Here is a 19,535-nt window from a genome sequence, read left to right as displayed (position 1 = left end):
GTGTGAGCCTGCTCATTCGCGAAGCCCTGGAAGCCGATCTGCCCTCCGTGCTCGCGCTGTACGCACAACCCGGACTGGACGACGGCGAGGTGCTGTCACCGGAAGAAGCCCGCACTGTGTGGCGACAGTTTGCGCGCTATCCCAGCTACCGCTTGTTTGTGGCGCAAGACGAGACCAACACCATCGTGGGCAGCTACGCCCTGCTGGTGATGCACAACCTGGCGCACCGGGGCACGCCGTCGGCCATCGCAGAGGACGTGGTGGTGAGCGATGCCCACCAGCGCCAGGGCATCGGCCGCGCGCTCATGGCCCACGCGCTGCAGCAGGCACGCGCAGCCGGCTGCTACAAGCTCGCGCTCTCGTCCAACGCGCGCCGCACAGAGGCCCACACCTTCTACCGCTCGCTCGGCTTTGCCCAGCACGGGCTGAGCTTCCTCATCGAGACCCACACCGCATCTGTACAGGACCTGACATGACCACCCTACCCCCCGCTTCTGCGGACCAGCCGCTGCTGCGCGTGCGCGACGTGGCCCACCGCTACGGCCAGCGCACTGTGCTGCAGGACGCTTCCTTCGAACTCTGGCCCGGCGAGGTGCTGGCCATCGTGGGCGAATCCGGTTCCGGCAAGACCACCTTGCTCAACGCGATGGCCGCGCGCGCGACGCCGGCCGGTGGCACGGTGGAGTTCCGCGCCCGCGACGGCGGCCTGCACAACGTGCACCGCATGAGCGAAGCGCAGCAGCGCCTGCTGGCCCGCACCGACTGGGGCTTCGTGCACCAGAACCCGGCCGACGGCCTGCGCATGGACGTGTCTGCCGGCGCCAACATCGGCGAACGCCTCATGGCACTGGGCGAACGCCACTACGGCCGCCTGCGCGCCACCGCCGGCGAATGGCTGGAGCGGGTCGAGATCGACCCTGCGCGCATCGACGACACACCGCGCACCTTCTCCGGCGGCATGCGGCAGCGGCTGCAGATCGCACGCAACCTGGTCACCCACCCTCGCCTCGTGTTCATGGACGAACCCACCTCGGGGCTGGACGTATCGGTGCAGGCCCGCTTGCTGGACCTGCTGCGCCAGCTCAACCGCGAGATGCAGCTGGCCGTGGTCATCGTCACGCACGACCTGGCGGTGGCGCGCCTGCTGGCCCACCGCATGGTGGTGATGCAGCGCGGCCGCATCGTGGAAAGCGGCCTCACCGACCAGGTGCTCGACGATCCCCAGCACCCTTACTCCCAACTGCTCGTGTCCTCCGTGCTGCAACCATGAACACTCTCTCCGTTGAACCGACCATGGACCCTGTCATTGAACCCGTCATCGAGCTGCGGGGCGTGGGCAAGTCGTTCACGCTGCACCAGCAGCAGGGCCTAGCCCTGCACGTGCTGCAAGGCGTGGACCTGTGCGTGGCGCCCGGCGAATGCGTGGTGCTCGACGGACCTTCCGGCCAGGGCAAGAGCACGCTGCTCAAGCTCATCTACGCCAACTACCTGGCCAGCCAGGGTGACATCGTGCTGCGCACCCCCGGCGAGCCGCCTCTGAACCTCACCCGGTGTGAGCCGCGTTCGCTGGTGCACATGCGCCAGCACAGCGTGGGCTACGTGAGCCAGTTCCTGCGCGTGATTCCGCGCGTGGGCGCGCTGGATGTGGTGGCCGAGCCGCTGGTGGAAGCAGGCATCGCCCCTGAAGAAGCGCGCGCCACCGCTTGCCAGTGGCTGCAGCGCCTGCGCATTCCCGAAGCGTTGTGGCCGCTACCACCGGCCACCTTCTCCGGCGGCGAACAGCAGCGCGTGAACATCGCCCGCAACATGATCCGCCAGCGCCCGCTGCTGCTGCTGGACGAGCCCACCGCCTCTTTGGATGCAGCCAACACCGCCACGGTGATCGAACTCATCCGCGAAGCGCTGGCCGTCGGCACCGCCGTCATCGGCATCTTCCACGACCGCGAAGTGGGCGAGGCCGTGGCCACGCGCCATGTGGACATGGCGCAGTTCCGGGGAGCATTGGCATGAACGCCGTCATCAACGCCGAAATCAACGCCGTCACCAATCGCGAACCGCAGGCTGGCAACGCCCCCACCGTGTTCCGCAACGCCCGCCTGGTGCTGCCGAACGAGGTGGTGCACGGCAGCCTGAGCGTTCAGCAAGGCCGCATCCACGCCATCGACAGCGGTGCCACTTCGGTGGCCAGCGCCATCGACCTGGAAGGCGACTTCCTGATGCCAGGTCTGGTGGAAATGCACACCGACAACTTCGAGCGCCACCTGATGCCGCGCCCCAAGGTGCAATGGGCCACGCTGCCCGCGCTGATTGCGCACGACGCCGAAGTGGCCGCCGCCGGCATCACCACCGTGTTCGACGCGCTCGGCGTGGGCGATGCCGACCCCGACAGCCTGCGCGGCAGCACCTGGCGCGACGTGATCAACACGCTGGAGCACACCACCCGCGCCGGCCTGTTGCGCGCCGACCATCACCTGCACGTGCGCTGCGAACTGCCCGCGCCCAACACCATTGAACTCTTTGAGCCCTTCCAGGGCCACCCTCGCCTGAGCCTGATCTCGCTCATGGACCACACCCCCGGTCAGCGTCAATGGGAAGACGTGAACCAGGCGCGCACCTACTTCACCGGCAAGAAGGGCTGGAGCGAAGCCAAGTTCCAGCAGCAACTCACCCGCTCGGCGGAAAACCAGGCCCGCTACGCCGAACCCCACCGCGCCTTCTTCGTGCAGTACTGCCAGCAACACGGCATTGCCCTGGCCAGTCACGACGACACCACCGAAGCCCATGTGGTGCAAGCCCACGCGGAAGGCGCCAGCATGTCGGAATTCCCCACCACCGTACTGGCGGCCCGCGCGGCCCATGCACGCGGCCTGCTCACCGTGATGGGCGGCCCGAACGTGGTGCGCGGCGGTTCTCACTCCGGCAACGTGGCCGCCGCTGAGCTCGCACAACTGGGGCTGCTTGACATCCTCTCCAGCGACTACGTGCCCGCCAGCCTGCTGGGTGCTGTGCTGCGGTTGGTGCAGGACGGCATCGCTTCAATGTCCGAAGCGGTGGCCATGGTCACGCACAACCCGGCACGTGCCACCGGCCTGCACGACCGGGGTTCGCTGGCGCCGGGGTTGCGTGCTGACCTGATTCAGGTGCGGGTGGTGGAGATGCCGGATGGGGGTCGGCATGGGGTGGTGAGGGGGGTTTGGAGAGAGGGGTTGAAGGTGATGTGATCTGGGCTTTGCTTTGTTTCCGGCTGGTGGGTTTGGCCGGGTCTCGGCCCGGCCAAGCCAAGCCTCCGGAGAACATGGCCAATGCTGGGGAGACGCCCCTCACCCCAGCCCTCTCCCCAAAGGGGCGAGGGAGTGAAAACACCCACCCCATGTCTAAAAAACTTCCCCAACCCGTCAAGAAACTGTCACCAACAAAAAAGACACTGCTTGTATAGACATCTCCAAGGAGCCGTGACCATGAGCCTGCACATCGAAAACCTGAACAAGCACTTCGGCAACGGCAAGCACGCCCTGCGCGACATCAATCTGGAAATCGACCAGGGCGAAATGGTGGCGCTCATCGGTGCATCGGGCTCGGGCAAGTCCACGCTGCTGCGCCACATCGCCGGCCTCATGCCGGCCGACGTGGGCAGCGAGTCCTGCATCGAGGTGTATGGCGAATGCGTGCAGCGCGGTGGGCAGATCGACCGCAACGTGCGCAAGACACGTGCGCGCATCGGCTTCGTGTTCCAGCAGTTCAACCTGGTCGACCGGCTGCCCGTGCTGGTCAATGTGCTGGTGGGTCGGCTGCACCAGATGCCCTGGTGGCGCTCAGTCACCCGTGTTTTCACGGTGCGCGAACGTGCGCTGGCGCTGGAAGCGCTGGACCGTGTGGGCATTGCCGAATGCCATGCGCAGCGTGCTTCCACGCTTTCCGGTGGACAGCAGCAGCGTGCCGCCATTGCGCGCACCCTGGTGCAGGGTGCCCGCGTGGTGCTGGCCGACGAACCCATTGCCTCGCTCGATCCGGAGTCTTCGCGCAACGTCATGGAGATCCTCGCGCGCATTTGCCGCGAAGACGGCTGCACGGTGGTTGTTTCCTTGCACCAGGTGGACATGGCGCGCCGCTACTGCCCACGCACCGTGGCGCTGCACCAGGGCCGTGTGGTGTTTGACGGACCGTCGGAACGGCTCACGCCTGCCCTGCTGCGCGAGCTCTATGGCATGCAGGCCGATGAAATCCTCAACGGCAGCGAAAGCGTGCACAGCGGCGTGACCCGTCACCCCAACGCATCCGCTGGCTGGCAACAACCGCTTCCCCAGGCCGCCTGAACGGCCCCGTTCCTCCGCCTCTCTCCCTCATTTTCTGAACCACAGGAGTCTCTCCATGATCAAGCACGCCGCCGCTGCGCTCGCCGCCGGCCTTACCCTCACGCTGGCCCACGGCCAGGAGATCAACTTCGGCATCATCTCCACCGAGTCCACCCAGAACCTCAAGGCCGACTGGCAGCCGCTGCTGGACGATATGGAGAAGCAGACCGGCATGAAGGTCAAGGCTTTCTTCGCTCCTGACTACGCCGGCATCATCGAAGGCATGCGCTTCAACAAGGTGCATGTGGCCTGGCTGGGCAACAAGTCGGCCATGGAAGCGGTGGACCGCGCCAACGGTGAAGTGTTTGCGCAGATGGTCAACGCCGATGGCACGCAGGGCTATTACTCGCACCTCATCGTTCACCAGAGCAGCCCGCTGGCTTCGATGGAAGACGTGCTCAAGAACGCCAAGGACCTGAGCTTCGGCAACGGCGACCCCAACTCCACCAGCGGCTTCCTGGTGCCCGGCTTCTATGTGTTCGCCAAGAACAAGGTGGACGCCAAGACCGCCTTCAAGGTGGTGCGCAGTGCCAACCACGAAGCCAATGCACTGGCTGTGGCCAACAAACAGGTCGACGTGGCCACCAACAACAGCGAGAACCTGGACAAGATCAAGGCCCGGCAGCCAGAGAAGTTCAAGGAGATCAAGATCGTCTGGACCTCACCCCTGATCCCGCTGGATCCGCTGGTCATGCACAAGGAACTGCCGCAGGCGAGCAAGGACAAGATCAAGTCCTTCTTCGTGAACTACGCCAAGACCGATCCGAAAGAGAAGGAAGTGGTGATGAAGCTCTCCAAGCTCTCCGGCTTCAAGGCCTCTTCCAACGATCAGCTCACCCCCATCCGCCAGCTGGACCTGTTCAGCAAGCGCACCAAGATCGAAGCCGACAGCAAACTGAGCGAGGCCGAGAAGAAGGCCCAGCTGCTGCTGATCGACCAGCAACTCGCCGCCCTGAACTGACCGCCCGCCGCCGCACCCCATGAACACCCTCACCCATCCGAAATGGCAGACGCTTGCCGAGAGCGCCGCGCCCAAGCACGGCCTGGTCTGGTACCTGTCCTGGGGTGCGCTGCTGGCGCTGCTTGTCGCCTCCTGGAACGGGGCCGACATGCGCCCCCTGGATCTCTGGCGCGACTCGGGCAACATGGCCGACTACGCGTCCGAGTTCTTCCCGCCCAACTTCTCCGACTGGCGCCTCTACATCAGCGAGATGATCGTCACGCTGCAGATCGCGCTCTGGGGCACCGCGCTGGCCGTGATCACCGCAATTCCGCTGTCCCTGCTGGCTTCCAGCAACATCGCACCCTGGTGGGTGCACCAGCCGGTGCGACGCTTGCTGGACTCGTTTCGCGCCATCAACGAAATGGTGTTCGCCATGCTGTTCGTGGTGGCGGTGGGCCTGGGCCCGTTTGCGGGTGTGCTGGCGCTGTGGATTCACACGGCCGGCACCCTGGCCAAGCTGTTTTCTGAAGCGGTGGAAGCGATCGACCCGCAACCGGTGGAAGGCATCCGATCCACTGGCGCCAGCGCCCTGCACGAAATTGTGTATGGCGTGATTCCTCAGGTGATGCCGCTGTGGATTTCCTACACCCTGTACCGCTTTGAAGCCAACGTGCGCTCCGCTTCGGTGGTGGGCATGGTGGGTGCGGGTGGCATTGGCGTGGTGCTGTGGGAAATCATTCGCGGCTTCCAGTACGCCGAAACCTGCGCGGTGATGATCATCATCGTGATCAGCGTGACCCTGATCGACCTGATCTCGGCACGCATCCGCAAGCTGGCGGTCTGAACCACCATGGGTGCCACGATCGAAGCCATCGCCGACCTGCTGCAGCGCCAGGGCGCCAAGCAGTACGGCAATGAAGCCGTGAGCCAACTCGACCATGCGCTGCAATGCGCCCATCTCGCCGAAGCGGCGGGAGAGACTGTCGAGACCATTGTGGCGGCCCTGCTGCACGATCTGGGCCACCTGCTGCGGGCAGATGCCGAGCCCGCCGAACCGGGCCAGAAGCAGCGCGACGACCTGCACCAGTTCATCGCCCTGCCCTTTCTGCGTCCGCTGTTTTCCGACGCGGTGCTGGAGCCCATCCGCCTGCACGTGGACGCCAAGCGCCACCTCTGCCGCACCGACGCCAGCTATCTGGCGCAGCTCTCGCCTGCGTCCATCCGCAGCCTGGAATTGCAGGGTGGCGTGTTCAGTGCGCAGCAGGCCATCGAATTCATGAACCACCCTCACGCCGCCACGGCACTGCGCCTGCGCCGCTACGACGACCGTGCCAAGACACCCGGCACACCCACCCCGCCACTGGCGCACTACGTGGCTCTGATGCACCAGGTGGCAAGTAAGGTGCACAAGTCTGAAATCGCAGGCAAAAGCCTGCAGAGCGCCCACACAAACTGAGCGCGGGCAGCGCTGCAGACTGCGCACTGGCCGAGGGATGGCTGCGACACGCGTCACCGCTGTGTCACAAACCCATGCAATACTTCAACAATTATTGAATCAACCTGATTTCTGATCGATTTCGGGTTCTTTGGAGGAGCACTTGCATGAGAGTAGGCATCAACGGCATGGGCCGCATCGGGCGGCTGGCCCTGCGCGCCGCCATGGGCGCAGCGGAGCGCCAGAGCGACGACCCCCTGGCCGGCAACCGGCTGGAGGTGGTGCACCTCAACGAGCTCAAGGGTGGTGCCGCCGCCACGGCCCACCTGCTGGCATTTGACAGTGTGCAGGGCAAATGGCGGGCGGACATCGAAGCCGATGGCGAAGACGCCATTCGCATCGACCAGCACCGCATGTCGTTCAGCGCGCACGCCGCGCCGGCCGACATTCCCTGGGGTGACCTGGGGGTGGACCTGGTGCTGGAATGCACCGGCAAGTTCCTCACGCCAGAGACCATTCAGGGTCACCTGGACCGGGGCGCCAAACGTGTGGTGGTGGCTGCGCCGGTGAAGGTGGGCGATGTGCTCAACATCGTGGTCGGTGTGAACCACACGCTGTACAACCCGGAACGCGACCGCATCGTCACCGCCGCCTCCTGCACCACCAACTGCCTGGCGCCGGTGGTGAAGGTGGTGCACGAAGCCATCGGCATCCGCCATGGCCAGATCACCACGCTGCACAACCCCACCAACACCAACCTGGTGGTGGACGCGCCGCACAAGGACCTGCGGCGTGCCCGCAGCGCGCTCATGAGCCTGGCACCCACCACCACGGGCAGCGCCACCGCCATCGCGCTGATCTACCCCGAACTCAAGGGCAAGCTCAACGGCCACGCGGTGCGTGTGCCGGCGCTCAACGCCTCGCTGACCGACTGCGTGTTTGAATTGCAGCGCGAGACCACGGTGGACGAGGTGAACGCACTGTTCGCCGCTGCGGCCAAGGGACCGCTGGCCGGCATTCTGGGTTATGAGACCCGCCCGCTGGTGAGCGTGGACTACGCGCGCGACACCCGTTCCAGCATCGTGGATGCGCTGTCCACCATGGTGACCGACGGCACCCTGCTCAAGGTCTACGCCTGGTACGACAACGAAATGGGTTACGCCTGCCGCATGGTCGATCTGGCCTGCCACATGGAAGCCACCGGAGTTTGATCTTGCCCACCCCCGCGCCGTGCCGGGCGGCACGTCACCCCCTTCAAGGGGGCAACCCCTGCGGCCCGGCAAAGCCGGTTCCGCGGGATTCTTGGATGAGTCACGTGTCACTCATACACCCATGAACGCAGCAGAACGCAACTACGCCATCGTCACGGCCGCCTACTGGGGCTTCACGCTCACCGACGGCGCCTTGCGCATGCTGGTGCTGCTGCACTTCTACCAACTGGGCTATTCGCCGTTCACACTGGCCTTTCTGTTCCTGCTGTACGAAGCGGCGGGCATTGCCGCCAACTTCATCGGCGGCTGGCTCGCCACGCGCTACGGCATCACGCGCATGCTCACGGTAGGCCTGATCACGCAGATCACCGGCTTCACCGTGCTGTCGTTCCTGGACCCGGGCTGGAGTGCGGCGATGTCGGTGGCGTGGGTGGTGCTGGCGCAGGGCATTTGCGGCGTGGCCAAAGACCTCACCAAGACGGCCAGCAAATCGGCCATCAAGGTCACCGCCGATCAGGCGAAGAACCAAGGCGCCGGCCAGCTCTTCAAGTGGGTGGCGTGGTTCACCGGCAGCAAGAACGCCATGAAGGGCGTGGGCTTCTTCATGGGCGGCCTGCTGCTGCAGACGCTGGGCTTCCAGCAGGCGCTGTGGGCCATGGCCGCGCTGCTGGCATTGGTGCTGGTGGGTGTGGTGAGTTCACTGCCGAAGATGATGGGCAAGAACAAGGCGTCCAAGTCGGCCAAGGAACTGTTTGCCAAGAACACCGGCGTCAACGTGCTGGCCGCTGCCCGTGTGGTGCTGTTTGGCGCGCGGGATGTGTGGTTCGTGGTGGGTGTGCCGGTGTATCTGTATTCGCAGGGCTGGACCTTCACCATGGTGGGCACGTTCCTCGCGGCCTGGACCATTGGCTACGGCGCGGTGCAGGCGCTGGCGCCTGCGTTCGTGAAGCGCAGTGACGACGGGCTGAGCACCGAAGTCCCTGCAGCACGGCTGTGGTCGGCGCTGCTGGCACTGGTGCCCATGGGCCTGGCCGTGGCCGTGGCCATGGAGGCACCCCAACTGCCCTGGATCGTGGTGGGTGGCCTGGGCGTGTTCGGCTTTGCGTTCGCCATCAACTCTTCCGTGCATTCCTACCTGGTGCTGGCCTATGCCGGCTCGGAAAAGGCCGCCGAAGACGTGGGCTTCTATTACGCGGCCAACGCGCTGGGCCGCTTCACCGGCACGCTGCTCTCCGGCCTGCTGTACCAGTGGGGCGGCCTGCTGTATGCCTTGCTGGGCTCGGCTCTGATGCTGACAGTCTGCTGGCTCACCACCTTGAAGCTGCCGCAGAAACGCGAACTGCAAACCACACCTGTCTGAAGGAACCGACCCATGGACGAAACCCAAGCCGTCAAGGCCCTCGGCGCGCTGGCGCAAGACACGCGGTTGCGCATCTTCCGCGCCCTGGTGGCGCAGGGGCCACAAGGGCTCACACCGGGCGAGCTCACCGCATCGCTGGGCGTTCCCAGCACGGCGCTGTCGTTCCACCTGAAGGAGCTCAGCCACGCCGGCCTGGTCTCGCAAGAGCGCGACGGCCGCCATCTGATCTACCGCGCCGAGTTCGGCGCCATGAGCGATTTGCTCCAGTTTCTGACGGCGCACTGCTGCCAGGGCGAGCCCTGCGAAGTGACGACCGGCCCCACCGCTGTTCCCACCTGCACCACGTGCTGAAAGGCCTTTCATGAGTTCATCGATCTACAACGTCCTGTTCATCTGCACCGGCAACTCCGCGCGCAGCATCATGGCCGAGGCCATCCTCAACCAGCAAGGCGCGGGGCGCTTCCGCGCCTACAGTGCGGGCAGCCATCCCGCTGGCCATGTCAACCCGCATGCCATCGAACTGCTGGATCGAAACCGCTTCAAGACCGCCGGCCTGCGCAGCAAGAACTGGGATGAATTCGCCTTGCCAGACGCGCCCAAAATGGACTTCGTGCTCACCGTGTGCGACAAGGCGGCCGGCGAGGTGTGCCCTGTCTGGCCGGGACAGCCCATGACGGCCCATTGGGGCGTGGAAGACCCGGCCGCCGTGAAAGGCAGCATTGAGGTGATTCAGCGCGCCTTCACCGATTGTTTTGTGGTGATGAACCGCCGCATTGCCTTGCTGACGGTGCTGCCCATTGAAAAGCTGGACAAGCTCGCCCTCAAGAAAGAGCTGGACAGCATGGGCAAGGTCACATCCTGAGCTGTTGAAGCCTCCATCGAAGCCCGGGCGTTTGCAGCGCCCGGGCGTTTTGCGTTTTTGACCAGAGGTTGTGGGTATGGGATTGTTTGAACGGTATCTCTCGGTGTGGGTCGGGTTGGGCATCTTGGCCGGCGTGGGGCTGGGCTTGCTCGTGCCACCGGTCTTTCAGGCCGTGTCCGCCATGGAGTACGCGCAGGTCAACCTGGTGGTGGCCGTTTTCATCTGGGTGATGATTTACCCGATGATGATCCAGATCGACTGGAGCGCGGTGCGCAACGTGGGCAAGAAGCCTCAGGGTCTGATGCTCACGCTAGTGGTGAACTGGCTCATCAAGCCTTTCACCATGGCGGCACTGGGTGTGCTGTTCTTTCAGTACATCTTCGCGCCCTGGGTGGACCCGCAGTCGGCCAGCGAATACATCGCCGGCATGATCCTGCTGGGCGTAGCACCCTGCACCGCCATGGTGTTCGTGTGGAGCCAGTTGGTGAAGGGCGATGCCAACTACACGCTGGTGCAGGTGTCGATCAACGACATCATCATGGTCTTTGCCTTCGCTCCCATCGCGGCCTTTCTGCTGGGCGTGACCAATGTGACCGTCCCGTGGGAAACCCTGCTGCTGGCCACCGTGCTGTACGTGGTGCTGCCACTGATCGCCGGCATGCTCACGCGCCAATGGCTACTCAAGCGCTCACGCGATGCACTGCCGGCCTTCGTGGCGGCTCTCAAACCCTGGTCCGTGATCGGGCTGATCGCCACCGTGGTGCTGCTGTTCGGCTTCCAGGCCGAGACCATCATTCGCCAGCCGCTGGTGATCTTGCTGATCGCGGTGCCGCTGGTGCTGCAGAGCTACGGCATCTTCTTCATCGCCTGGTGGGGTGCGCGCTGGCTCAAGTTGCCCCACAACGTGGCCGGCCCTGCCTGCCTGATCGGCACCTCCAACTTCTTTGAGCTCGCCGTGGCCGTGGCCATTTCGCTGTTCGGCCTGAACAGCGGCGCGGCGCTGGCCACCGTGGTGGGCGTGCTGGTGGAGGTGCCGGTGATGCTCTCGCTGGTGGCCTTGGTCAACCGCTGGCGCCCCGCTGCCTGAACCTGGAGAACCCCACATGAAACCCATCAAGATTTTTCACAACCCCAGGTGCGGCACCTCGCGCAACACCCTGGCCCTGATCCGCAACAGCGGGGTTGAGCCCGTGGTCATCGAATACCTGAAAACACCGCCGACGCGCAATGAGCTGAAGCAGCTGATCAGCGACATGGGCGGCACCGTGCGCGATGTGTTGCGGCAGAAGGAAACCCTCTACAAAGAACTGGGCCTGGACGCGCCGCACTGGACAGACGAACAACTGCTGGACTTCATCGGCGAACACCCCATCTTGCTGCAGCGCCCCATTGTCGTCACCGCCCTGGGCACCCGCCTGTGCCGCCCTTCCGAGGCGGTGCTCGACATCCTGCCGCAACCGCAAACAGGCACCTTCACCAAGGAAGACGGTGAACGCGTGATCGACGAAAAAGGCCAACGTGTCAAAGCCGCTGAGTGATCTGCCGCAGGCAGAAGCCGCCCATTTCCGGGTACCCGATCCTGAACGCCTGCGGCCAACATCGGGCAGCAACCACCCACCTCGCATTCTGCTGCTTTACGGGTCGCTGCGGCCTCGTTCGTTCAGCCGTCTGGTGGTGGAAGAGTGCGCGCGCCTGCTGCAGGCCATGGGCGCAGAAGCTCGCGTCTTCAACCCCAGCGGCCTGCCGCTGGCCGACGACGCACCGGACGACCATCCCAAGGTGCAGGAACTGCGCGAGCTGGCGGCCTGGTCCGAAGGCATGGTGTGGTGCTCGCCCGAGCGCCACGGCGCCATGACCGGCATCATGAAAACGCAGATCGACTGGATTCCGCTGTCTTCAGGTGCGGTGCGGCCCACGCAGGGCAAGACGCTGGCGGTGATGCAGGTCAGCGGCGGTTCGCAGTCGTTCAACGCGGTGAACCAGATGCGCGTGCTCGGCCGCTGGATGCGCATGATCACCATCCCCAACCAATCTTCCGTGGCCAAGGCATTTCAGGAGTTCGACGAGCACGACCGCATGAAGCCCTCCCCCTACTTCGACCGCATCGTGGACGTGATCGAAGAGCTGGTGAAGTTCACCTGGCTCACACGCGACGTATCGCCTTACCTGGTGGACCGGTACAGCGAGCGCAAGGAGAGCGCGGAAGCGCTGATGAAGCGGGTGAATCAGGCGGCGATTTAGGATGAAACACCCCCCGCGCCGCCTCGCGTCACCCCCCTCAAGGGGGGCGGCACTGGCCGTCTGGCGAAGCCAGCCCGGCGGTGCCCCTGGATGGCGTTGTTTCACTCGTCGCGGGTGGAGCTCCGGCGCCATGAACAACTGAGATGAGAAGGTGTACCAAACCCTCTCCGGCGCGCAATGCCCCCATCCAGGGATACCCGGCTTTGCCGGTCCCAGGTATCGCCCCTTTGAGGGGGTGACGCGAAGCGGCGCGGGGGTGTTCCTATTCCAGCCGCCCCCAACTGGTCGGCACGACCAGGCATCCATGCTCATCCCATTCCACCCGGGTGATGCCGGGCTCCATGGACTCGAGTCTGTGCCGCTCGAGCGCTTCTGCACTGAGCTGGCCCTGGCTGGCCACCCATTGAACGGCCTGGTCCTTCTGGGCCCGCTGTTCTGCGCTGTGTATCAGTGCAGAAGACAGGTGCTTCACCAGTTCTTCGATGTCCCAGGGTTTGGTGAGGTAGCGGTACAGGCCGAATTTGTTCACGGCTTCCTGTGCAGTCGCAAAATCCGCCGTGCCGGTCAAAATCAATCGCACACACTCGGGCTGAATCTCTGCCGCCGTGGCCAGGAGTTCCATGCCGCCCATGTGCGGCATGCGAAGGTCGCTGACGATGACGTCAAACCGCCGCGCGAGCATCTCGGCAATGGCCTCTTTGCCGCTGTTGCAGGTGACGATCTTCACCTGATTGCCCAAAGGGGCGCGCAAAGCGCGGTGCAGCGCACTGGTGATGGACACTTCGTCGTCGACGAGAAGCAGATTGCCGTGTAGAACTGGATTCATAAGATGCTCCGGACAATGATTCATGCGCAAGACATGATTTGCAGCTCCGTACCGACCTGCTCGGCCAGCGCTTGCAATTGCTGATCGCTGGTGCCCAGCGAGCTCCACAGGGGGTGTTTCAGGCGGGCTTCCAGCTCTGGGGGGGTTTCCAGGCCATGGGCCATCTGGTTGGCCAGGTAGATCAACAGGGGAAAGTCCGGGCTGTGACCAGCGGGCGCGGGTTCAGGCCGGTGGTGATCAGCAATGGCTTCAGCGAATGACGCGGGAAAGTTCCATTGCTTGGCCACCACCGCACCCACTTCTGCATGGGTCACGCCAAACAGTTGCTGTTCGGCCTCATGCATGGCGATGCCGTCGGACTGCACCAGCTGCAGTGCCTGCGACTCCAGATCCGGATGAGTCATGGCCAGGATCAGCTTGCCAACGTCGTGCAACAGCCCCAGCAGGAATGCCTCACTTGCATCCAGCGACGCAACCTGTGCAAGGTCCCTGGCCGCAATGGCTGTGCACAAGGTGTGGCGCCAGTAGCTGGGAAAACAGAACGCCTTGCAGCGCAAGGAACCCAGCGCCGTTTGCAAGGAGACAGCCGCCAGGGCGCTTGCAACGGTGCGCAGCCCCAGCATCTGGACGGCATCACCGATGCGCGATACCTGGCCTTGCGCCCCATAAAAGGGGGAATTGGCCAGGCGAAGCACGCGCACCGTCAGGGCCTGATCGCGCTCGATGGCTGCGATGCAGGCAGCCGAGGACGCGTCGTCATTGTTCAGCAGCTCCACCGCCGCGATGAAGGCACTGGGGAGCGATGGAAGCGACACAATGCATCTCGCCCAAGCTGCGGGCTCCAGCTGTCTGGCCAATGCAGTGGATGCGACCGCGTTCACGCCGCACTCCCCGGTGCCATCGTGGCGTTGTCGTGCAGCAGTTGCACAAGCATCAGGTTTCCCAAGGGCCGCTCAGGCCCCGGGAGTGGGCAGAGCCAAGCTTCGACACGCCGCCCCTCAATGGTCGTGCGCACCCCTTGCGTGGAGGAACGCCGTGACGGCTCTGCCAGCAAGTCAAGCACCCCCTGCATCGCAGGATCCGGCTCACCCCCCAGCGCAGACGACCACTGCGGCCAGTGGGTCACGGCCTGGCGATTGACGTACGCCAGCATGCCGTCTGCACCAATCCCGAAAACCGCCATGGGCAGACCGTCCAGTGCGTCCCGCGAGGCGCCCGCCGCGTTCTGCATCGCCTGTCGACGTTCGCTCTCTTCCAGCACCATGCGTTCAAGTCGCTGGTTGGCCATGGCCAGTTCATGGTTCGCCTGATGGACCGCACCCCACAACCGGGTGTTTTCCGTGGCCAGCTCCCTCTGCTCAAAGGCATGGGCCACATGACTGCGCAGGAGCTCGTCGTCCCAGGGCTTGGTCAGGAACTTGTACACCGCGCCTTCATTGACCGCCTCGATGATCGACTGCAGATCCGTGTAGCCAGACAAGGTCATGCGCACCGTATGGGGATACAGCTGCTTGGCCTCGCGCAGGAACTCGATGCCGGTCATGCCGGGCATGCGCTGGTCCGAAACAATCACGTCGATCGGCTGCTGGGCCAACAACTCCAGCCCCCGGGCGCCACTGGTGGCGGTGACCACCTTGTAGCCGTCGCGCCGAAACACCCGCTTGAGCGCCGAGAGAATGGATTCTTCGTCGTCCACCAGCAGCAGTGTGCGAGCCCGCGCGCGTGCGTTCAACAGGCTCTGGGGCAATGCGGCACCGGCGCGCAGCAGAACCTGCAGAGCTTCGGCGTTCTGACGCACACCGAAACACTCTCCCTGCGCCAGATCACAGCCGTGGTCTATCAGTTGCTTCAGCAGTTCGTCGTCGGCCACACCTTCGGCCATCACGCGAAGGTGAAGACCGTGCACCAACTGGATCACAGAACGGGCCAAGGAGGTTTGTTGAGGATCTGCGGCAAAGCCCGCCACCACGGCACGATCAATCCGCACCACGTCCAGTGGCAGCTCTCGCAGCACGGACAAGCCTGACGTGCCCGACCCGAAGCCTGCCAGCGCGACTTCAGCGCCGGCAGCGCGCAGCGCCGACAAGGTAGCCGCCAGGGATCGACCATCAAGGGACGCGCGCCGCTCCGGAACCCACACCGACAGAAACACCCCCTTGAGACCCCATGCGTCCAGGGTGCGCAGCCAGTCGTCCACTGTGCCGGGCAATGCCAACTCCAGCCAGCGCAAGGGGAGGTCCAGACGCCAATCGTCCAGGCGCTCCTGCTGCCAGGCTGCGACCTGGCGGCAAGCCGTCTCCAGCACGGTGCGCAGTTGCTCAGCGGTGCAGTCCGACCCGCCCGGTTTGGGGTCCGGCCAGAGCAGTTCCACTGCGACCAGCTTGCCACTCACCAGGCTCCACTGGGTGCGAAAGTGTGGGCTTTCGGTGTCGTCCACAGGAAGAGAAATGGAAGGCGAAGGCGATCCCGTGGGGCTTGTCTTCGCCAGCGTTGATTCATGCCATGTGTACATGGTCTTGCTCCCAAGATGGTGGCGAAGCGTCCTTGGCCAGGGTCTGAGGCCCTTCAACCGGTAGCCACACGCGGATGGCCGTGCCCACCCCCACCGTGGAGCGCACCTGGATCGTACCGCCGTGTTTCTGAATGATGGAGAAGGACAGCGACATGCCCAGACCGGTGCCTTTGCCCACTTCCTTGGTGGTGAAGAAAGGTTCAAAGATGCGGCGCCGCACTTCGGCAGTCATGCCGCAACCCGTGTCCTCCACCTGCACCCAGACCCAGTCCTGCGACACACCGCTGAGCAGGGTGATCGTTCCCTTGTCGGCAATGGCATGCGCCGCATTGACGATCAGATTCATGAACACCTGGTTGAGCTGTGCCGCCAGGCACATCACCGGCGGAAGCGGGGTGAGCTTCTTGACCACCTCGGCCTTGTATTTCACTTCGTGGCGCACCACGTTGAGGGTGGACTCCAGGCCCGCGTTCAGATCGGCTTCCTGCCAGTCCGAATGGTCCACGCGCGAGAAGTCCTTGAGGTCCTGCACGATCTTCTTGACGCGACCCAGGCCTTCGGTGCATTCGTCCAGCAGCATGGGCAGGTCTTCACGCAGGAATTCGATCTCCACCTCTTCCCGCTTCTTCGCCAGCGATGCAACCACGCTGGCATCTTCTGGCGCTGCCAGCACCGCATCACAAGCCGAACTCAGGCCCAGCAGCCCGTCCACGTACTGGCGCAGGGTGTTGAGGTTGGAGCTGACGAACCCGATCGGGTTGTTGATCTCGTGGGCCACGCCCGCCGCGAGCTGCCCGATCGATGCCATCTTGTCCTGTTGCAGCAACTGGTTCTGTGCTTCTTCGAGCCGGTGATTCATGGCATCGAGCTCGTCGATCCGCACCTGCAGCTGCTCCTGGGCGAAACGGATGTCGGAGCGGTCCTGCATCATCCACCAGGAGCCAAGGCCCGGGTTCTCCGCGTTGGCCACATACGCATCGATCTGCACCCAGATCGGCAGACCGTCGGCGCGGCGCATCCACATTTCCAGGTGGATGGGTTCGCCTTTTTTGAAACGGGGGATGACATAGCGTTCAAAGTTGGCGAAGTCCTCTTCCGTCAGGTAGGTCGCGCGTGCCGGCAAACCGACCATGTCGGACGCGCCATAACCGAACATGTCGGCCATGGCGGGATTGACGCGCTGGATGATGCCTTTTTTGGCATACGCCACCCCGATGGGCGAATTGGCGATGAACAGTTCCAGGTCACGGGCAGTGGCCGCGAGTTCAGCCGAACGCTGCTTCACCGCTTCTTCCAGTTCAGCGCGGTGCCGCATCAGCGCTTCCTCGGATCTGCGGCGCGCTGTGACGTCCTGCAGCGTTTCGATCGCTCCAATCACATTTCGATCAGCGTCGTACAGCGGCGCGGCCGTGAAGAACAACCAGCGTCCGGATGGTCCCAGCTGTGGAAAGAAGGCCTCCACCTCGACGCCACCCGCAATGCTCGATGAACGCACCATCTTGCCGCCGTAGAACGACTGCATCGTTGTCTCATCAACGCCATCAACGATCATGTCGGCGAGCAAAGGCCGCTTTTCGAGATAAAAAGCCTTCCAGCCTTCCCGTGAACCCACCACTTCGTGGCGCTTGATGCCCGTCATGCGTTCGCAGGCTGTGTTCCAGTGCGTCACCCGGTGGTACCGGTCGATCACCAATGACGCCACCGAACCACCGTCGATGATCTGCGAAAGCATCTTGGTCATGTTCAGCAGACTGTCTTGCACGTGCATCACATCGCTGAGGTCGATGCAGGTCACCACCACCAGCGCCTGCCCGTCCAGGCAGATTCGGCGGGAGTGAATTTCCACGGGGCGGTCTCCGCTGTCTGGCGTGACGATGGTGCCCGACACCACCGGTGGCAGTTGACCCGGTACCCCACAAATCTGAATCGCCTGGCGCAGTTGGAGGCGCGTGGCTTCGTCCACCAGATTCAGCATGGACATGCCCAGCAGTGCCGACTGGCTGCAGGAACTCAGGCGACACAGGGCGTCATTGGCGCTCAATATGTGCATGCCATCAAGCAGCGCCGACGGCACGGCCACCGCATTGACCATCTCGCTGGCCAGTGCTGCGGTTAAGCCCTGCCTTTCTGGTGTTTCGATCATTTCTCGCTCCCCTGCGCTTCAGCGGCGTCGGCTTCGCTGGCATCTGGTTTTCGTTGCACCCACAAGCTGAGGCGCACGCCCTCTCGCATCGAGAAGCCCTGCACCTGCCGCACCATGCGTTCATCGAAGACATGCCCGGCTGCCAGCAAGGTAGCCCCTTTGGACGACACCATCGCCCGCGCAAGCACCATGCCCGGACGCAGGTCGCGCACGTCCAGCTGCACGTCGGCCTTGGCCGCGCTGGCCATGTCGTCCACCACCTTGAGCATCGTCTCCACCACCGTGCGGTCATAGCGCGTGTCCACGCCACCGATCAGCATTTTTTTCGCGGCATCCATGGTGTACCGCTGGTTCCCCATGCATCCGTGGAGCATGTCGTCCAGATCGCTGGCCGCCGCCACGATGCGCGCCCCGAGCACGATGTCGGATGCGCTCACCCCGCCAGGAAAACCTTTTCCGTCCCACCGTTCGTGATGCTGACGCACGATTCGCGCCACGCCCTGCAGCTGCGACATGGTCATCAAGGCGGTTTCGCCGTCAATGGGATGGCGCCGGTAGCGCTGGTGTTCTTCTGCGGTGAAGGTGGAAATCGGCTTGCCCAACATGGCATCGGGAAAGCCGATGGTCCCGATGTCGTGCACCAGGGCCGCCAGGTACACGTCGCGAACATCGCGTTCCGACATGGCCAGTTGCTTGGCCGTCTCCTGGCTGATCTCGGCCACCCGGCGCGAGTGGCCCGACTGGCCGCCCCGCATCTCCAGCAAGCTGGAGAACACGTTCACGGCGTGCAGGAAGGTGTTGTTCAGGTCTTCGTAGGCGGCGTCGAGCATGCCGTTGATCTGCTGCAGCTCCGACGTTCGCGCCGCCACCCGCGACTCAAGCGTCTGGTTGACATCCCGCAGCTGTTCATTCTGTTGCTTCGTCAGCTCGGTCAGTTCGGCGTTCTTTTTCTCCAGGCCTCGACGCACCAGCGCCTCACGCACGGCCAGCACCAGATCCTGATCGTCCCAGGGCTTGGCGATGTAACGGTGGATCGCGCCCTTGTTGATGGCTGCCACCGTAGAAGAAATGTCCGCATAGCCGGTGAGCAGGATGCGCACGATGCTCTCGTCGTGCGCCCTGACCTTTTCAAGAAAGCGCGCACCGTCCATTTCGGGCATCCGCATGTCCGAAATCACCATGTCCACATGGTTCGTCTCCAGAAGAATCAGGCCCTCGGCGGCACTGGTGGCCTGCAAGGTCTTGATTCCCTGCACCCGGAACACGCGACGCAAGGCGCTGAGCACCGAAGGCTCGTCGTCCACGGTCAGCACCGTCGGCACCACGAGCTGACCTTCGTTCGCCTCGGCAACGGGGGGCTCTTGAAGCTCGGTGGTGGTCATGGCATCTCGGTTGGAGGGTGTTCTGGCTATTTCGACATACCCGCTTCACTCTTGAGGCCAACTTGCCCCAATCCCTGCCAGCCCCTCCACATCGTGTCTGTTTTCACGGGCCAAGGTGCATGGACCCTCGGACCATCGCCCATTCAGGAGGCGCCATGCTGCAGTGCGGCATACCAGCGAGCCCCGCTTGCACGGAGGCTGTGCGGACCGCTCGGCTCAACCCACGTGATCACCCCACACCGGCGGATCATCCAAACCATATATGATT

At 64.0% G+C, this 19,535-nt stretch carries 20 protein-coding genes; 15 read left to right on the top strand and 5 right to left on the bottom strand.

Translation table 11 applies throughout. From position 1 onward, the window contains the following. Positions 1–2: 2 nt before the first annotated feature. From J2W49_RS17780 to arsH, 15 genes are all read left to right on the top strand, one after another. Complete coding sequence (locus J2W49_RS17780; protein ID WP_310319910.1) at positions 3–476, top strand: GNAT family N-acetyltransferase; 474 nt, start codon at positions 3–5, stop codon at positions 474–476. Next, complete coding sequence (phnK, locus tag J2W49_RS17775) at positions 473–1,270, top strand: phosphonate C-P lyase system protein PhnK (RefSeq protein ID WP_310319303.1); 798 nt, start codon at positions 473–475, stop codon at positions 1,268–1,270. Before J2W49_RS17780 ends, phnK begins: the two co-directional genes overlap by 4 nt. Continuing rightward, complete coding sequence (gene phnL / locus J2W49_RS17770) at positions 1,267–2,010, top strand: phosphonate C-P lyase system protein PhnL (protein ID WP_310319300.1); 744 nt, start codon at positions 1,267–1,269, stop codon at positions 2,008–2,010. Before phnK ends, phnL begins: the two co-directional genes overlap by 4 nt. Beyond that, on the top strand, positions 2,007–3,221 hold the full coding sequence (locus J2W49_RS17765) for an alpha-D-ribose 1-methylphosphonate 5-triphosphate diphosphatase (RefSeq protein WP_310319297.1): 1,215 nt from the start codon (positions 2,007–2,009) through the stop codon (positions 3,219–3,221). The genes phnL and J2W49_RS17765 overlap by 4 nt, the downstream gene beginning before the upstream one ends. Before the next feature lie 237 nt (positions 3,222–3,458). Beyond that, positions 3,459–4,313: a phosphonate ABC transporter ATP-binding protein gene (gene phnC, locus J2W49_RS17760; protein ID WP_310319294.1), complete on the top strand. Its 855-nt coding sequence runs from the start codon at positions 3,459–3,461 to the stop codon at positions 4,311–4,313. Between the two features lie 55 nt (positions 4,314–4,368). Continuing rightward, the gene (gene phnD, locus J2W49_RS17755; protein WP_310319291.1) at positions 4,369–5,313 is read left to right on the top strand and encodes a phosphonate ABC transporter substrate-binding protein; all 945 of its coding nucleotides are present in this window, start codon (positions 4,369–4,371) and stop codon (positions 5,311–5,313) included. A 19-nt stretch (positions 5,314–5,332) separates the two neighbouring features. Beyond that, entirely contained in the window at positions 5,333–6,139 is an 807-nt protein-coding gene (gene phnE, locus J2W49_RS17750; RefSeq protein WP_310319288.1) for a phosphonate ABC transporter, permease protein PhnE, read from the top strand. Between the two features lie 6 nt (positions 6,140–6,145). Further along, a complete protein-coding gene (locus tag J2W49_RS17745) occupies positions 6,146–6,751 on the top strand; it encodes a phosphonate degradation HD-domain oxygenase (RefSeq protein ID WP_310319285.1) in 606 nt (201 codons plus the stop codon). A 146-nt stretch (positions 6,752–6,897) separates the two neighbouring features. Beyond that, positions 6,898–7,941, top strand: coding sequence for an ArsJ-associated glyceraldehyde-3-phosphate dehydrogenase (locus J2W49_RS17740; protein ID WP_310319283.1), 1,044 nt, complete (start codon positions 6,898–6,900; stop codon positions 7,939–7,941). Between the two features lie 121 nt (positions 7,942–8,062). Beyond that, positions 8,063–9,301 carry an organoarsenical effux MFS transporter ArsJ gene (gene arsJ / locus J2W49_RS17735; protein ID WP_310319280.1) on the top strand — a complete coding sequence of 413 codons (1,239 nt, stop codon included), beginning with the start codon at positions 8,063–8,065 and terminating at the stop codon, positions 9,299–9,301. A 12-nt stretch (positions 9,302–9,313) separates the two neighbouring features. Beyond that, complete coding sequence (locus J2W49_RS17730) at positions 9,314–9,652, top strand: ArsR/SmtB family transcription factor (protein ID WP_310319277.1); 339 nt, start codon at positions 9,314–9,316, stop codon at positions 9,650–9,652. Positions 9,653–9,662: 10 nt separating this feature from the next. Then, a complete protein-coding gene (locus J2W49_RS17725) occupies positions 9,663–10,163 on the top strand; it encodes an arsenate reductase ArsC (protein WP_310319274.1) in 501 nt (166 codons plus the stop codon). Between the two features lie 76 nt (positions 10,164–10,239). Further along, complete coding sequence (arsB, locus tag J2W49_RS17720) at positions 10,240–11,250, top strand: ACR3 family arsenite efflux transporter (RefSeq protein WP_310319271.1); 1,011 nt, start codon at positions 10,240–10,242, stop codon at positions 11,248–11,250. 16 nt (positions 11,251–11,266) lie between these two features. Continuing rightward, the gene (gene arsC / locus J2W49_RS17715; RefSeq protein WP_310319268.1) at positions 11,267–11,701 is read left to right on the top strand and encodes an arsenate reductase (glutaredoxin); all 435 of its coding nucleotides are present in this window, start codon (positions 11,267–11,269) and stop codon (positions 11,699–11,701) included. Continuing rightward, complete coding sequence (gene arsH / locus J2W49_RS17710; RefSeq protein WP_310319265.1) at positions 11,682–12,404, top strand: arsenical resistance protein ArsH; 723 nt, start codon at positions 11,682–11,684, stop codon at positions 12,402–12,404. Before arsC ends, arsH begins: the two co-directional genes overlap by 20 nt. 262 nt (positions 12,405–12,666) lie before the next feature. Here arsH and J2W49_RS17705 read toward each other — a convergent pair whose 3' ends face one another. From J2W49_RS17705 to nosR, 5 genes are read right to left on the bottom strand one after another with little or no spacing between them, the layout of a single operon-like run. Further along, the gene (locus J2W49_RS17705; protein WP_310319262.1) at positions 12,667–13,230 is read right to left on the bottom strand and encodes a response regulator; all 564 of its coding nucleotides are present in this window, start codon (positions 13,228–13,230) and stop codon (positions 12,667–12,669) included. Positions 13,231–13,250: 20 nt separating this feature from the next. Next, positions 13,251–14,111 (bottom strand): HDOD domain-containing protein, encoded by an 861-nt coding sequence (locus J2W49_RS17700; RefSeq protein WP_310319259.1) that lies wholly within the window; start codon positions 14,109–14,111, stop codon positions 13,251–13,253. Continuing rightward, the gene (locus J2W49_RS17695; protein ID WP_310319255.1) at positions 14,108–15,742 is read right to left on the bottom strand and encodes an EAL domain-containing protein; all 1,635 of its coding nucleotides are present in this window, start codon (positions 15,740–15,742) and stop codon (positions 14,108–14,110) included. The genes J2W49_RS17700 and J2W49_RS17695 overlap by 4 nt, the downstream gene beginning before the upstream one ends. Then, positions 15,726–17,885 carry a PAS domain S-box protein gene (locus J2W49_RS17690; RefSeq protein ID WP_310319253.1) on the bottom strand — a complete coding sequence of 720 codons (2,160 nt, stop codon included), beginning with the start codon at positions 17,883–17,885 and terminating at the stop codon, positions 15,726–15,728. The genes J2W49_RS17695 and J2W49_RS17690 overlap by 17 nt, the downstream gene beginning before the upstream one ends. Further along, the gene (gene nosR / locus J2W49_RS17685; RefSeq protein WP_310319249.1) at positions 17,882–19,267 is read right to left on the bottom strand and encodes a response regulator c-di-GMP phosphodiesterase, NosR family; all 1,386 of its coding nucleotides are present in this window, start codon (positions 19,265–19,267) and stop codon (positions 17,882–17,884) included. Before nosR ends, J2W49_RS17690 begins: the two co-directional genes overlap by 4 nt. Between the last annotated feature and the right edge of the window lie 268 nt (positions 19,268–19,535).

Source organism: Hydrogenophaga palleronii (assembly GCF_031457455.1).
GTDB classification, from domain to species: domain Bacteria; phylum Pseudomonadota; class Gammaproteobacteria; order Burkholderiales; family Burkholderiaceae_C; genus Hydrogenophaga; species Hydrogenophaga palleronii_A.
This window is presented reverse-complemented; position numbering and strand designations above follow the sequence as displayed.